Annotated in this window: 6 protein-coding genes; 3 read left to right on the top strand and 3 right to left on the bottom strand. The window is 46.0% G+C overall.

What is annotated here, in order from left to right:
• Positions 1–12: 12 nt before the first annotated feature.
• The 3 genes from gltB (ACED59_RS09610) to gltB (ACED59_RS09600) form a co-directional block, all read right to left on the bottom strand.
• On the bottom strand, positions 13–4,476 hold the full coding sequence (gene gltB / locus ACED59_RS09610) for a glutamate synthase large subunit (RefSeq protein ID WP_371704902.1): 4,464 nt from the start codon (positions 4,474–4,476) through the stop codon (positions 13–15).
• A gap of 430 nt (positions 4,477–4,906) precedes the next feature.
• A complete protein-coding gene (locus tag ACED59_RS09605; protein ID WP_017098322.1) occupies positions 4,907–6,376 on the bottom strand; it encodes a glutamate synthase subunit beta in 1,470 nt (489 codons plus the stop codon).
• Complete coding sequence (gene gltB, locus ACED59_RS09600; protein WP_017098323.1) at positions 6,376–10,923, bottom strand: glutamate synthase large subunit; 4,548 nt, start codon at positions 10,921–10,923, stop codon at positions 6,376–6,378. The genes ACED59_RS09605 and gltB (ACED59_RS09600) overlap by 1 nt, the downstream gene beginning before the upstream one ends.
• Before the next feature lie 529 nt (positions 10,924–11,452).
• Here gltB (ACED59_RS09600) and ACED59_RS09595 point away from each other — a divergent pair.
• The 3 genes from ACED59_RS09595 (at position 11,453) to arcB (ending at position 16,888) form a co-directional block, all read left to right on the top strand.
• A complete protein-coding gene (locus tag ACED59_RS09595; RefSeq protein WP_122046590.1) occupies positions 11,453–12,406 on the top strand; it encodes a TIGR01212 family radical SAM protein in 954 nt (317 codons plus the stop codon).
• Positions 12,407–12,498: 92 nt separating this feature from the next.
• Positions 12,499–14,250 (top strand): diguanylate cyclase, encoded by a 1,752-nt coding sequence (locus ACED59_RS09590; protein ID WP_012603234.1) that lies wholly within the window; start codon positions 12,499–12,501, stop codon positions 14,248–14,250.
• Between the two features lie 250 nt (positions 14,251–14,500).
• Positions 14,501–16,888, top strand: a complete 2,388-nt coding sequence (arcB, locus tag ACED59_RS09585; protein WP_017098325.1) for an aerobic respiration two-component sensor histidine kinase ArcB — start codon at positions 14,501–14,503, stop codon at positions 16,886–16,888.
• Positions 16,889–16,890: the final 2 nt, after the last annotated feature.

Here is a 16,890-nt window from a genome sequence, read left to right as displayed (position 1 = left end):
GGCTCCTTCCAATTATTGCGCTTGAACACGAAGTTCAGCAGAGCTACGGCTTTGGTGACCGAGCAAGGTGTTAAGATCCGCCGTCTTTGGCTTCACTAGGTAGAACTTCGGAATCCATTCATCAAAGTTCGCCAGAATAGCTTCAGCGTGTACTGAGCCAGTCTCTTCTAAGTGCTCTGCAATCAGGCCGCGTAGATGTTCTTGGTGGATAAATAGATCAGACAGAGAAAGCGCTTCGACCGATTCGTTGTTCACACGGCCTTGGAAGTCTTCATTCTTATCCATGACATAAGCAAAACCACCCGTCATACCCGCGCCGAAGTTGACGCCAGTTGCGCCAAGAATGGCAACAATACCGCCAGTCATGTATTCACAGGCGTTGTCACCCGCACCTTCAATCACAGCAACGGTACCTGAGTTACGCACGCCAAATCGTTCGCCCGCAGTACCTGCGGCAAATAGCTTGCCTCCGGTTGCGCCATACAGACAAGTGTTGCCTATGATGGTCGCTTCGTTACAAGTAAATGCGGTGCCTTGGTGCGGCTTGATAACCACTTTGCCGCCAGCCATGCCTTTGCCAACATAGTCATTGGCATCGCCTGTCAGATATAGCTCTACGCCTCCGGCGTTCCAAACCGCAAAGGATTGGCCTGCTGTACCATCGAGATACAACTTAATTGGTGAGCCAGCCATGCCTTGGTTACCGTAACGTTTGGCAATTTCACCAGAGATACGAGCGCCAATCGAGCGATCGGTGTTGATCACGTTGTAGTAAAGGCTGGTGGATTGACGTTTCTCAATCGCATCAATTGCATCATCAAGGATCTGTTGGTTGAGCTGAGCCTTATCAAATGGTGCGTTTGGCTCAGTCCAAAACAGTGGGTGACCTTCTGGAGATACTGGAGCTTCGAGTATTGAAGAGAGATCGAGTTTGCTCTGTTTCGCAGTGAGGCCTTGAACGGCTTCAAGCAAGTCAGTACGACCAATCAGATCAGTAAGTTTTTCTACGCCAAGTTCTGCAAGGTACTGGCGAACTTCATCGGCTAGGCCTGTAAAGTAGTTCACCACCATGTCTGGTAGGCCTTTGAAGTATTCGCGGCGTAGGGTTTCATCTTGAGTCGCCACACCTGTCGCACAGTTATTTAGGTGACAGATTCGCAAGAACTTACAACCCATCGCCACCATAGGTGCGGTACCAAAACCAAAGCTCTCTGCACCTAAAATCGCGCCCTTGATAACATCGAGGCCGGTTTTTAAACCACCATCGACTTGCAGGCGGATCTTATGACGAAGCCCGTTGGCGACGAGTGCTTGTTGAGTTTCGGCTAAGCCAAGCTCCCAAGGACAACCTGCGTATTTCACTGAAGTCAGCGGGCTTGCTGCAGTACCACCGTCGTAACCGGAGATCGTAATCAAGTCGGCATAAGCTTTCGCTACACCTGTGGCAATGGTGCCTACACCCGGTTCAGATACTAACTTCACTGAAACCAAGGCTTTAGGGTTAACTTGCTTAAGGTCGAAAATCAGCTGCGCCAGATCTTCGATAGAATAAATATCGTGATGTGGAGGAGGGGAGATCAATGTTACGCCTTGAACTGAGTATCTCAGCTTGGCGATTTCTGCTGTGACTTTATGGCCCGGTAGTTGGCCACCTTCGCCCGGCTTCGCACCTTGTGCAACTTTGATTTGCAGAACATCCGCATTGGTTAAGTAATGTGGCGTCACACCAAAGCGACCGGAAGCTATCTGCTTGATACGGGAGTTACGATCAGTACCAAAGCGTCGTGGATCTTCACCACCTTCACCAGAGTTGGAGTAACCACCCAAGCGGTTCATCGCCATGGCTAGCGCTTCATGAGCTTCTGGGCTCAAGGCACCAATCGACATGGCCGCCGAGTCGAAGCGCTTAAAGAGCTCGCTACTTGGCTCGACTTGTTCTAGAGGTAGAGGTTGATCGGCTTTTTTGAGGCTCATTAAGTCGCGCAGCATAGCAGCAGGACGAGCATTAACTTGCTTCGCAAAAGATTGATAATCCGATGTTTCACCTGTCTTTACTGCGGTTTGCAAGGTGCTGACTACGTCTGGGTTGTAGGCGTGGTATTCGCCGCCATGTACGTATTTGAGTAAGCCACCATGTTCCAGTGGTTTACGCTTAGTCCATGCTTTACGAGATAGATTATAGATATCTTGTTGGAAGTCGCTAAAGCTAGCACCTTGGATACGAGTCGTTACGCCACGGAAACACAAATCAACGACATCGGTATGTAAACCGACCGCCTCAAATAACTGCGAGCAGCGATACGAAGCAATTGTCGAGATACCCATCTTCGACATGATCTTATACAGACCTTTGTTGATACCGTTTTGGTAATTTTGCAATGCAGTGCGATAGTCTTTATCTAATGAACCATCGTCCAACATTTTGCCCAGAGCTTCATAAGCGAGATACGGGTAAACCGCGGTGGCGCCGAAACCAAGCAATACTGCAAATTGGTGTGGGTCACGTGCGGTTGCTGTTTCAACCACGATGTTAGCATCACAACGTAGGTTGGTGTCTGCGAGTCGAGTTTGTACTGCACCGACAGCCATTGCTGCTGGAACGGGTAGCTTACCTTTCTCTAAACCTTTGTCTGAAAGCACAACCAAAACGGCGCCGTCACGTACATCTTGAACCGCACGATCACACAAGTCGTTGATGGCTTGTTCGAGATCTTTTTCTGCTGGGTCATAGTGCATGCTAAGAATCGTATGGCCATAATGCTTTTGATTTAATTGCAGAAGTTGCTGCATATCAGAATAAAGCAGAACGGGTGAATCAAACGTCACACGGTAAGCATGCCCATCGGTTTCACAGAACACATTCATCTCTTGGCCGATACTGGTTGCCAGAGACATAACGTGTTTTTCACGCAAAGGATCAATCGGTGGGTTGGTGACTTGAGCAAACTTCTGACGGAAATAGTCGGTGATTAGGCGCTCTTTAGAAGACAGCACTGCCATTGGCGTATCGTCGCCCATAGAACCGACCGCTTCTTGTCCCATGTCACCGAGTACACGCAGTACTTGGTCTGACTCTTCGTTGCTCATTGCAAACTGTTTTTGATAGGTCTTTAGGGTGTCATCATCAAAATTACGCTTACCGACTTGGTCATCTGCTAGTGCGGAAAACGGTGTTAATTTGTGAACGTTCTTATCCATCCACTCTTTATATGGGTGACGGCCTTTAAGATCATTGTCGATCTCGTTCGACTGCCATAGCTTACCGCGACGCGTATCAATAACGAGTAATTCACCAGGGCCAACACGTCCTTTCTCTGCCACTTCGTCTGGCGCATAATTCCAGATACCGACTTCAGATGCCAAGGTGATTAGGTTGTCTTTTGTGATCACATAGCGAGCAGGGCGTAAGCCGTTTCTGTCGAGGTTACATGCCGCATAACGGCCGTCAGACAGTACGATACCCGCAGGGCCATCCCACGGTTCCATGTGCTTGGAGTTGAAGTCGTAGAATGCACGCAGATCGGGATCCATGTCTGGGTGGTTTTGCCAAGCGGGCGGCACGAGCATGCGCATCGCTCGGAATACATCCATACCACCGGCAAGGAACAGGTCGAGCATGTTATCTAGGCTTGATGAATCTGAGCCTGTCTCATTCACAAAGGGGGCGGCCGTTTGTAAATCGGGCAGCAGTGGTGAAGAGAATTTATAGGCACGAGCTTTAGCCCACTGACGGTTACCTTCGATGGTATTGATCTCACCATTGTGCGCCAAATAGCGGAATGGCTGAGCCAGTGGCCAACGCGGCTGAGTATTGGTTGAGAAGCGCTGGTGGAACAGGCATATTGCTGATTCCATACGTAAGTCAGCAAGATCGAGGTAAAATCTTGGAAGATCGGCCGGCATACACAAGCCTTTGTAAACCATGACTTGTGTCGAAAGGCTACAAATATAGAAATCTTTGTCTTCTGTGATCTGCTTTTCAATTCGACGACGAGCGATGTAAAGGCGTCGTTCAATATCGCGTTCACGCCACCCTGCAGGTGCTGAGATAAACACTTGCTGAATATTGGGAACAGAATCTTTGGCGATTGGGCCTAATACGTCGGTGTTGGTCGGCACGACACGCCAGCCTGCAACGGTTAAAGTCTCTTGAGCGAGCTCTTTATTGACGATGTCTTGCGCGGATAGCGCTTTGATTGGGTCTTGGCTGAAGAAAATCATGCCGACAGCGTATTGCTTGCCGAGCTTGAAATTATTCTCTTCTGCAATAATTCTGAGATAAGAGTCTGGCTTTTGTAGTAATAAGCCACAGCCATCTCCTGTTTTACCATCCGCAGCAATACCACCACGGTGTGTCATGCGATCGAGGGCTGAAATAGCAGTTCGTACCAACTTATGACTCGGTTGGCCTTCCATTTGCGCTATTAAACCAAATCCACAGTTGTCTTTTTCAAGACTAGGATCATATAGAGCCATTGCAATTCTCCCTTTTGCTTCTCTGTCATCCAGACAGTAAATGACTAACTATTCATATACTTGTTATTTTTTATAAGCTTATAGTTTGTCTTTAGCTAGTTAAAACGTTATTGGTTGTGTTAACAAAACCGATTGGTTTTATTTTCACCAGCTTTACAACGTATAGCTAATTGTGTTTAAGGTCAAGTTCATGGTTAATTATCACGCGTAAACGCGATTAACCACGTAATAATCTAAAATAGTAGAATGATATCAAAGGGATATAAAAGGTGGATGTTAATGGAATTTAACATGTGCCACGAAGGGAATGTCGCAGGAGCCGTAAGGCAGATAGAAAAAAGGCTAGCATCGAGTGCTAGCCAAACATAAAAGTTAGGAAGGGTGTTGCTTTTCCTCTAGGCTAACGTCATCGACGTTAGCCTGAGAAATATTATGCGGAAAGCATGAGTGAATCTGCTTTCGCTTCTAAGTTTGAGTTACCCATTAAGAAGTCATCAATGGCAATTGCACATTCACGACCTTCATTAATACAACGTACAACCAGAGATTGGCCAGTACGCATATCACCAGCAGCGAAAACGCCTTTCTGGTTGGTTGCAAAACCTTCAGAAGCAACGTTACCGCGCTCGTCCAGTTTAATGTCTAGTTGAGCAAGCACGCCTGTTGGCTCTGGGTGTAAGAAGCCCATTGCAAGGAATGCCATGTCACAAGGGATAACACGTTCAGAGTTCGCTACTTCATCAAAACCTGGACGTTCGCCTGGTTTCGCGTCTTGCCAAACGATGTCAGCGATACGAAGTCCGGTTACATTACCGTTATCGTCAGAGATGAACTCTTTAGTCAGGATGTTCCAATGACGTTCACAACCCTCTTCGTGAGAAGTGGTCGTTTTCATGATCATTGGGTATTGAGGCCAAGGCATATTTGCAGGGCGTTTCTCTGGTGGGATCGGCATGATCTCAACCTGAGTAATGCTTGCTGCTTTATGACGGTTTGATGTGCCCACACAGTCAGAACCCGTATCACCACCACCGATAACCACAATGTGCTTATCTTTTGCGTGAAGTTCTTCTGTCTTAAGATCTAAGTCGTTGGCTCGGCGGTTGTTTTGACCAAGGAATTCCATGGCAAAGTGAACGCCTTTCAGCTCACGACCTGGGATTGGTAAATCACGTGGAACCGTAGAACCACCCGTTAGCAATACCACATCAAATTCTTGGCGTAGCTGTTGAGCATTAACATCAACACCGATGTGTTGGTTCACTTTAAACTCAACACCAGCTTCAGCCATTAGGTTGATCTTACGATCAATCACGTCCATACCCAGTTTGAAATCTGGGATACCGAAGCGAAGTAGACCACCGACTTTCTCGTCACGTTCAAATACCGTTACCGAGTGACCAGCGCTGTTTAGCTGCTCAGCTGCGGCTAAGCCAGCAGGACCTGAACCGATAACCGCGACAGTTTTACCTGTACGAGAGCGTGGTGTCTTAGGCTTTGCGTACCCTTCACGGTACGCAGTTTCTACAATCGTTTTCTCGATATTACAGATAGTGATTGGGTCTTGGTTGATGCCAAGAACACAGGCACTTTCACAAGGAGCAGGACAAACACGACCTGTAAACTCAGGGAAGTTGTTGGTAGAGCTTAGAATGTTCCAAGCCTCTTCCCAGCTGTCACGATAAACCGCGTCATTGAATTCTGGGATGATGTTACCAATCGGACAGCCGTTGTGACAGAAAGGTACGCCACAGTCCATACAACGAGATGCTTGAGTACTGATCTTTTCACCAAACTCTTCGTTAAGTACGAACTCTTTGTTGTCTTCAATTCGAACTGACGGGTCGAGCTTTTTTGGAAGCTCACGACCGTGTTCTAAAAATCCAGTAGGCTTACCCATTATACTGCCTCCACTTCTTCCGTTTGTGCCTGTTGTGCTTCAGCTTTACGCTTCTCAAGAACTGCTTTGTAGTCGCGTGGCATTACTTTAACTAGTGATGCGACACTTACTTCAAAGTTGTCTAGGAAAGACTGAGCAACTTCACTTCCTGTGAATTCAACATGCTTCGTTAGCATATCTAGTAGAAGATCTTTATCTTCTTGTTCAATTGGATCTAGGTCTACAAGTTCTGCGTTGAGCTTGGTTTCGAAGTCGCCTGCTTTATCCCAAACATAAGCGACACCGCCACTCATACCTGCAGCAAAGTTACGACCCGTTGAGCCAAGGATAATTGCCGCGCCACCTGTCATGTATTCACAACCGTGGTCACCAACACCCTCAACAACAACCTTCGCACCAGAGTTACGAACACAGAAACGTTCGCCAGCCATACCGCGAATGAAAGATTCACCTGAGGTTGCACCGTAGAAACATACGTTACCCACAACGATGTTGTCTTCAGCAACGATAGTAGATTTCGCATCTGGGTACAGTACCAAAGTACCGCCAGACAGACCTTTACCCCAGTAATCGTTCGCGTCGCCTTCTACTTCGAACTTAACGCCTTTCGCAAGGAACGCACCGAACGATTGACCTGCACTACCGTGGAACTTAACGTTCATTGGCTGTGGTAAACCTTGGTCTTTGTAAACCTTCGAGATTTCGTTCGACAGCATCGTGCCTGCTGAACGGTCCGTGTTGATGATAGGGAACTGAGCGGTAACCGCTTCACCTTTCTCAAGCGCTGGGATTGCAGCCTGAATCAACTTACGGTCTAGAACGTCTTCAAGATTATGATTCTGTGTTGTCTGGTTGTAGATACCATCTTCTGCACGAGCCTGCTCAATGTGCAGTACTGGTGTTAGATCTAGGTTCTTGTACTTCCAGTGACCGATGTCATCACGAACTTTAAGTTTGTGCGATTGACCAACCATCTCGTCGATAGAACGGAAGCCCAGTTCAGCCATTACTTCACGTAGACCTTCAGCCATGTATTGGAAGAACGTTACTACGTCTTCTACGCGGCCGTCGAAACGCTCACGAAGAGTTTTGTTTTGTGTTGCGATACCAACAGGACATGTATTCTTGTGACACTTACGCATCATGATACAGCCTTCAACAACTAGAGCAGCTGTTGCTACGCCCCATTCTTCAGCGCCAAGTAACGTTGCGACTGCAAGGTCACGTGGTGTTTTCATCTGACCATCAGACTGAACAACGATACGGTTACGTAGGCCGTTTTTCAGTAGTGTTTGGTGCGTTTCTGCTAGACCCAGTTCCCAAGGCAGACCAGTGTGACGGATAGAAGACATCGGAGATGCACCCGTACCACCATCAAAACCTGCGATAAGTACTACGTCAGCTTTCGCTTTTGCTACACCCGATGCAATCGTACCTACGCCAGCTTCTGATACTAGCTTCACGTTGACACGGCCGTTACGGTTCGCGTTTTTCAGATCGTAGATCAGCTGAGCCAAATCTTCGATTGAGTAGATATCGTGGTGTGGCGGTGGAGAGATAAGACCTACGCCCGGAGTCGAGTGACGTGTTGCACCGATCCAATCATCAACCTTATCACCAGGTAGTTGACCACCTTCGCCAGGTTTCGCTCCTTGAGCCATCTTGATTTGAAGCTCATCAGCGTTAGATAGGTAGTAAGACGTTACACCAAAGCGACCAGAAGCCACCTGTTTGATTGCTGAACGTTCCCAGTCACCGTTTTCTTTGCGTTCGAAACGTGCTGGATCTTCACCACCTTCACCTGAGTTTGATTTCGCGCCAATGCGGTTCATTGCAACAGCCAGTGTTGAGTGAGCCTCATGTGAGATTGAACCAAAGCTCATTGCGCCGGTTGCGAAACGCTTAAGGATGTTCTCGATGGGTTCTACTTCTGCAAGAGGAATAGAGCCAGCAGGATTCTTGATGAAGTCCAGTTGACTACGTAGCGTTGCTGCGTTGTCGCCTTGGTCATCGACTGCTTTTGCGTACTTCTTGAACTGACCGTAATCTTTATTACGCGTCGATTCTTGAAGTAGAGAAATCGTTTCAGGGTTGAATAGGTGCTTCTCACCACGTTGTTTCCACTGGTAAACACCGCCAACATCAAGGATCTGAGCTGGGATTTCACGAGCTGGGTAACCAACACGGTGACGAACTAGCACTTCTCGTGCGATATCATCGATCGTTAGACCTTGGATACGAGAAACAGTACCAGTGAAGTATTTTTCCACTACTGACTTGCTTACACCAAGTGCTTCAAAGATTTGTGCACCGTGGTAAGACTGTAGCGTAGAGATCCCCATCTTAGAGAAGATCTTCAGTAGACCGCCGTTGACACCTTTACGGTAGTTATCGAATAACTCACGCGGGTGTACGTTTGGATCTAGCTTCTTCGTACGTTGCAGTTCAACAATCGTTTCAATAACTAGGTATGGGTTAACTGCGTTCGCACCGTAGCCGATAAGCGTTGCAAAGTGGTGTGTCTCGCGAGCATCGCCCGTTTCAACAACAATGTCACACTTAGCTCTTAGACCTTTACGGATAAGATGGTGGTGAACCGCGCCAACTGCCAGCATTGCTGGAATAGCGGCGTGGGTAGAGTTAACCGCACGGTCTGTCAGTAGGATGATAGAGTAGCCATCAATCACGGCGTCTTCTGCGTATTGGCAGATACGCTTAAGTGCGCGCTCTAACTTACCGTTGTCTCCGTTTGCTTGGAATACGATATCCAGCGTCTTCGCTTGAAGGTGCTCGTTATCGATTGCACGTAGCTTCTCTAACTCAGAGTTAGATAGCACAGGAGACTCAAGTTCTACTTTTTGACAGTGTTCAGGTGTTTCAGCAAGTAGGTTCTGATCCTTACCTAGGTAAGTGTTCAGAGACATAACCATACGCTCACGAATTGGATCGATTGGCGGGTTAGTTACTTGTGCAAATAATTGCTTGAAGTAGTTTGAAAGGTGCTGCGATTGATGGGAAAGAATCGCTAGCGGCCAGTCAGCCCCCATTGCAGAAAGTGGCTCGTAGCCTGTTTTCGCAAGAGGTAGAATGATTTCGTTTACTTCTTCAGAGCTCACACCAAACGATTGTTGTTTATGAAGCAACTTTTCTGGAGAAGGTTGGTTAAATTCGTTGTTCGCATCCGGTAGCTTTTTCAAGCTCAGAAGGTTCTCTTCAACCCACTTTTCGTAGGGTTGTGCTTTAGCAATACCGTCTTTCACTTCTTCGTCAGAAATGATGCGGCCTTGCTCAAGGTCAGCAACGAAGATACGACCTGGTTGTAAACGACCACGGTATTCAACGTTTTCGGGAGCGATCTCAACAACACCAGATTCAGACGCCATCACTAGGAAGTCGTCTTTCGTTACTGTGTAGCGAGAAGGGCGCAGACCGTTACGGTCAAGTGTTGCACCAACTTGAACACCATCGGTGAAACATACTGATGCCGGGCCATCCCATGGTTCCATTACGTTCGCGTGGTACTGGTAGAACGCACGACGAGTTGGATCCATGTTTTTGTTTTCTTGCCATGCTTCAGGGATCATCATCATTAATGCGTGTGGCAGAGTACGACCTGAAAGAACAAGTAGCTCAAGCGCCATATCGAAGTTTGATGAATCCGAGCTACCTTCCTGACAGATAGGAAGCAGCATGTCGATTTCAGCTTGTGTAAACAGATCCGACTCTAGGATTGCTTCACGTGCTTTCATCCAGTTTAGATTGCCGCGAACCGTATTGATTTCGCCATTATGCGCTATGTAACGGAAAGGCTGAGCCAGACGCCAACGAGGGAATGTATTGGTAGAGAAGCGAGAGTGTACAAGTGCTAGAGCTGTCACCATAGTTGGGTTTTGCAGGTCTAGGAAGTACTGAGGAACTTGTTCTGTTGTTAGCTGACCTTTGTACACCAATGTCTTGTAAGACATAGAGTTGATGTAGAAGTCGTCACCGATGTTTGACACGCTTTCTAGGCATACACGAACAGTGTAGTTACGTAGAACATACAGTTTACGCTCAAGCTCTTCTGGTGTGATACCAGGGCCGCCAGAAATAAATACGTGTTCAAATTGAGGTTCAGTGCTTAGTGGGTCAGCACCAATCATTGAATTGTCAGTTGGAAGTTCACGGTAACCGATAACTTCTAACTCAAGGCGCTGTGCATTGCGTTCTAGAATGTCACGACACTGTGCACGTTTGTATTCATCCTTAGGGAAAAGTACAACACCAACACCATATTTTTCAAAAGATGGCAGTTTAATTCCAAGCTTTACGGCTTCTTCTAGTAAGAATTCGTGTGGCTTCTGTAGCAGGATACCTGCACCATCACCAGAACACGGATCACAGCCTTGGCCGCCACGGTGTTCCATACGTGCAAGCATATCGAGTGCTTGAGTTACTACATCATGAGATTTGCGATTCTTAAGATGAGCAACAAAACCGATACCACAAGCGTCATGCTCCAATTCAGGAGTATACAGACCCTGTGAGTTCTGCTCTTGATCTACCATAGATACATCCTTCCAGTTAAATCTAGGCGCAACTTCTTTGTATAAAGTTAGCCTTGTCCTTTTATATTTATGGGTCTAAACCTGCCTATGCTGGCGGTTTGAATCCTTTCCGTATCTCGCAGGAAAAGTATTGCGAGAAAAACAATCCTTAGTGATATCCGTTTGTTTTTGACCACAAACTAGTGGTTTATATAGGTGGGGTATGGACATCACCGACTTATTGGCAAGTTTTCGATGTAAGTAAACACTCAGAAATAGCCAATATGTGTAAGTATCCTACAATTTTGTCTAGGCGAATTGCAATGAAAGTTAACCGATGTAGACCATTTTTTTCGTTTTGTTTTGAATTTAATGCCTAACAAATGTGCAACATTAGGCAAATAGAGCTTATTTTTTGCATGTTTATTGATATTTGATAGGTTGCTCGCAAAAATCCTTGCGTAAACTAATTGGTCGAATTTTGCAGGGATGTAATTTTTTTTCAAAAAAGACTGATATTCATTCTTATTTACTTGAGTGCTTTGAAAATATGCAATTACACGAGTTAGTTAATACTATCGGCCAAGATCTCCAACGTCGTTATGGCGAGAAGGTTCACAAGCTGACACTTCACGGTGGGTTTAGTTGCCCAAACCGAGACGGGACAATTGGCCGTGGCGGTTGTACCTTCTGCAATGTAGCTTCTTTTGCCGATGAACAAACTCAAGTTCAAAGTATTGCCGATCAATTAAAAGACCGTGCGGGTGAGATTGCCCGTGCTAAGAAGTATCTTGCTTACTTTCAGGCATACACCAGCACTTATGCTGAAGTGCAGGTACTCAAGAATATGTATGAAGAGGCTCTAAAAGCACCCGGAGCAGAGATTGTTGGCCTTTGTGTTGGCACGAGACCAGACTGCGTGCCTGATGCAGTACTGGACCTGCTCGCGGAGTACGTTAAGCAAGGTTACGAAATTTGGCTAGAGCTCGGCCTGCAAACAGCCAATGATAAAACCCTCAAGCGAATTAACCGCGGACACGATTTCACTGTGTATGAAACGATCACCCAGCGCGCACGTGCTTTAGGAATCAAGGTATGTACTCACCTTATTGTCGGCCTGCCCAAAGAAACCAAAGCGGATAACCTTGAAACTCTAGAGAAGGTATTAGCAGCTGGCACTGATGGTATCAAGCTTCACGGGCTTCATATTGTTGAAGGCAGTACTATGGCTAAAGCCTGGAAGGCAGGAAAGCTAGAAGCACCAAGCCTTGAGGAGTACATTGATATCGCGAGTGAGATCATTCAACGCACACCAGCGGACGTGGTTTATCATCGTGTATCTTCTGCGGCGAGACGCCCGACACTACTCTCCCCTTTATGGTGTGAGAACCGTTGGTTGGCGATGACTGAGATTGGTCGTTTGCTTGATAAAACTGGCGCACAAGGCATTAAAACAGGCTTTGCATTCGAGTACACGCAACCTGTTTTAAACGCGACCAATTGATAGGGATGGGTGACTGTAGGTAACAGCAGATAAAACCAACAAATAGTGGTAACATTTCCCTCACAGAATTTATAAGTATAGATTGAGAGCAGATGGAACTGGTAATGACTTGGTTATGGGATAGGGCGTATGGCTACGGTATATATATCGTTGTTCTATTGCTGATAGGTCTCATCTGCTGGCATATTTATTTACGTTACCAGTCATATATTGAACAGCTTCTTCTTGCTACACCTTCACCTCTTTATTTTGTTGACATCCGAAGTGGTGAGATCTTGTACGCCAATCGCCAAGCCATGCAGTTGCTTGGTATCCGCCAAATAGGTACTCACTTTCGTTTTCCAACAGTGGAAGCTGAGAATAGTTTTCGTCATTACCTCACTGATCACATCAACTCTCGAACGTTTGAATATCTCTCGTCTTGGGTTCTTTCTGAATTTGAATCTTTTAAGATCAACTTGGTGGGTCGTAAGATCCACTTTAGAAGTAGAAAGGCTTGGATGATACATGCTTCCCCTTATAAAAGTACCAACGAAGAGATTTCCCAAGAGGTTCGTGATCTCAATGTTGCTCGTACCGCTTTGGATTCTTTATCTGAGTTGGTCTATGTCATCGATCAAAAGGGTGAATTGGTCGCGAGTAATCGAGCGTTTAAAAAGTTTTGGCATGGTCGCCCTGAAGAGGGCACTTTAAGTGTGTCTAGTGGTGCCTTAAAAGGTCGTGTCAGTGAGCGCTCATGGACCACAGACCAAGATGGTAAGGGGTGTCTCCTTGAAACCTATCAAAGTGTTTTGCTCTCGCAAAGTGGGGAAACCATAGGTACGCTCTCGATAAGTCACGATGTGACGGATTGGCATGACATGCAGCAACAACTGCGTGGGGAAATGGAAAAGCGTAAAGATACTGAAGTTGCACTTGCACAACGTGACACCATTTTACAAAACATCTTGGAAGCGAGCCCTGACTCGATTGGTATCTTCAACGAAAACATGGTTTACCAGGCGTGTAATAAGCCATTTGTGGCAGCGTTGGGTATTTCTGAAGTCAGTGATTTAGTGGGTAAACGTCTACAAGACGTAGTACCAAATAGCATTTATATGCGCGTATCAGAGAGTGATCATCAAGTGCTTCATCAAGGTAACTCGTTGCGTTACATCGACAAACTGGTTTCAAGTGATGGAGAGTTTACTTGGTATGATGTAGTGAAGTCGCCTTTTAGAGACCCTGCATCGAGTACCAATGGTGTACTGATCATGGCACGTGATATCACAGAACGTTACCTCGCCGAGCAGAAACTTGAAGAAGCCAATTTAGAGCTTGAGCGCCTCAGTTTTATGGATAGTTTAACTCAGGTATCCAATCGACGTCGCTTCGATGAGCAGCTGTCTACATTGTGGCATCATCATGTGCGTGAGAAATTGCCGTTGACGATTATGCTGTGTGACATCGACTTCTTTAAAGGCTATAACGATTTCTATGGACACCAACAAGGTGACGATGCTTTGATTCAGGTTTCACAAGCCTTTAAGCAGGTGTTGAATCGCTCTTCGGATTGCGTGGCTCGATACGGTGGTGAAGAGTTTGGCTTTATTCTCCCAAACACAACCACAGAAGGTGCGCTTATGGTCGCTCGTCGAATTCATGATGAAGTGCAAAAACTAGGATTAGCTCATGAGAAGTCGACAGTGTCAGACTCCATCACGGTGAGTATTGGTATTGTCTCTTATATACCAACACCTGATGACGAAATGGAGTCTGCTGTTGCCTTGGCTGACAGTGCGTTGTATCAAGCGAAATCTGATGGTCGAAATCGTTCGATAGTGCATCCATACTCTATTCACTAACTTTATAGAATGGGTAACTTAGTGACTCCGTCTTTTTCTTGTTTAGCATTTATATTACTTGGCTAATATTTATGTGGCTTGGCTAATATTTATGTGGCTTGGCTAGTATTGATATTGCTTGGTTAGTATTAATATTGGTTGATTAACCTTCGATATTACCGCTAATCTCTTGCTGCGTGTGATGTAGCTAGCTTACCTACTTTCTTCAAACAAGGTAGAATGTTGCTAGTCTTATCGCGTGGAGCGCTAAATGAAACCCATGAAAAATCTTGCCCAGTATTACGTGGATCTGCTCGTAAAATTGGGGATTGTCCGCTTTTCTATCTTACTCGCCCTAGCGCTTGTTGCCCTTGCTGTTGTTGTACAAGTCGGTATCACCCTCGCACTCAAAGGTAATGTTGATGATATCGACATTGTCCGTTCGGTTTTCTTCGGTTTAGTGATCACACCTTGGGCGGTCTATTTTCTCTCAGTCGTGGTCGATCAACTGGAAGAGTCTCGCCAAAGGTTGGCTAAATTGGTCTCTAAGCTGGGTGACATGCGAGAGCGAGATCAAGAACTCAACAATAAACTGCAACTCAATATCGAAAAGCTCAACCAAGAAATTGAAGATCGTGAAAAAGCCGAAGAAGCGCGTGCAGAAGCAATGCATGATCTTGAGAACGAAGTGTTTCAGCGTGAGCGAACTCAGCTTGAATTAGCAGAACGTACGGCGCTGTTGCGTTCGTTTATCGATGCCTCGCCTGACCTCATTTATTATCGCAATGAAGATGGTGTGTTTTCAGGTTGCAACCGAGCGGTTGAAGAACTCACGGGCAAAACAGAAAAAGAGCTAGTTGGTTTGACGCCTTGGGATGTCTACAGCAAAGAGGTAGCCCAGCAAGTTGTTGAAACCGATAAGAAAGTCTTTGCTGACAACCAAGCTTTGACCTATGACCAATGGCTTGAATACCCCGATGGACGTAAGAGTTACTTCGAGCTGCGTAAGGTGCCTTTCTACAGTAAAGATGGTCGCCACCTTGGCTTGGTTGGTTTTGGTCGTGATATTACCGAGCGTAAAGAGCACCAAGAATCACTAGAGAAAGCCAGTCGCGATAAGACCACCTTTATTTCTACCATTAGTCACGAGTTAAGAACGCCCCTCAACGGTATCATTGGCTTGAGCCGTATGCTGCTTGATAGCCAACTGACCACCGAGCAGCGTAAACAGATGCAAACCATCAAGGTGAGCGCGGTAACATTGGGTAATATCTTTAACGATATTATCGACATGGATAAGTTCGACCGCCGTAAGCTTGAGCTATTCCCAACCCCTATCAATTTTGAAGATTTCGTTGTTGAGATCGAAAGCATTTCTGCGTTAATGGCAGAGCAGAAAGGGTTGAGGTTTGATCTAGAAAGATTGTCCGATCTCCCTTCTGCAGTTGAGGTGGATGGTACTCGTCTTAGACAGGTATTGTGGAATCTTGTAAGCAACGCGATGAAGTTCACCAAAGATGGTGGTGTCGTGATGACGGTCAGCGCTGAAATTGATGGCGATTTTGCCAACATCACGATGGAAGTAGAAGATACCGGGATAGGTATCCCTGAAAGTGAAATCGAGAAGATCTTCGCGATGTACTATCAGGTGAAATCGGGAACTGACAATTTACACGCTGTCGGTACCGGAATTGGTCTTGCTGTATCTCAACAGCTGATCAATATGATGGACGGTAACATTGAAGTCACCAGTGAAGAGGGGTTTGGTAGTACCTTTACGATTTCGATTCGAGTTCCAGTTAATCACGATACTCAGGCTTTGATCAAAACGCCAAGAAAGCAGTCCAACCTTAAGATTTTCATGGTCGAAGACATTGAGCTCAATATCACAGTAGCTCGTTCTTTACTTGAAAGCCTAGGGCATGAAGTGACAGTCGTAATGACGGGTAAAGAGGCACAAATCGTTTTCAACCCGAAAGATTATGACTTGGTATTACTGGATATCCAGTTACCAGATATGACTGGTTTCGACATTGCCCAATACTACCGCGAGAAATATAGCCAATTGCCGCCTTTGGTGGCATTAACCGCGAATGTATTAAACAATAAGCAAGAGTATTTCCAGAAAGGCATGGATGAAGCGATCAGTAAACCACTGTCGGTTCGTGCAATCCAGGATGTCATCAGCGAGTTGATTGAGGATGCCCCAGAGGTTATTGAGAAAGCCGAGGGTATTGATACAGCAAAGGATGTTGAAAAAGTAGCAGGTGTTGAGAAAGTAACAGCGAGTAAGCCGGCTCTTTCAACGATTGATACCACTTTGCTTGATATTGATATGCTAGAGTCTTATGTTGACATTGTCGGGTCGAAACCTGTTTTGGATAGCATCGTGATGTTTGAAGATATGATGCCGGAATATATGGAAATATTGAATTCCAATATGGTTGCGAAAGATCAAGACAGTATCGTTTCTGAGGCACACAAGATTAAAGGTGCAGCAGGTTCCATTGGCCTGAAACGCATACAGCAAGTTGCTCAGAAAGCTCAATCTCCAGATATGCCTGCGTGGTGGGAGAACATTTCAGATTGGGTTGATGAAATAAATAACGAATACCAAAATGATATTGAAGTCTTAAAGAGTTGGTTAAATCAAAGGTAGAA

The sequence above is a fragment of the Vibrio sp. FF266 genome, assembly GCF_041439695.1.
Lineage (GTDB): Bacteria > Pseudomonadota > Gammaproteobacteria > Enterobacterales > Vibrionaceae > Vibrio > Vibrio tasmaniensis_A.
Note: the sequence above shows the minus strand (reverse complement) of the source record. Positions and strands in the feature narration are given on the sequence as shown.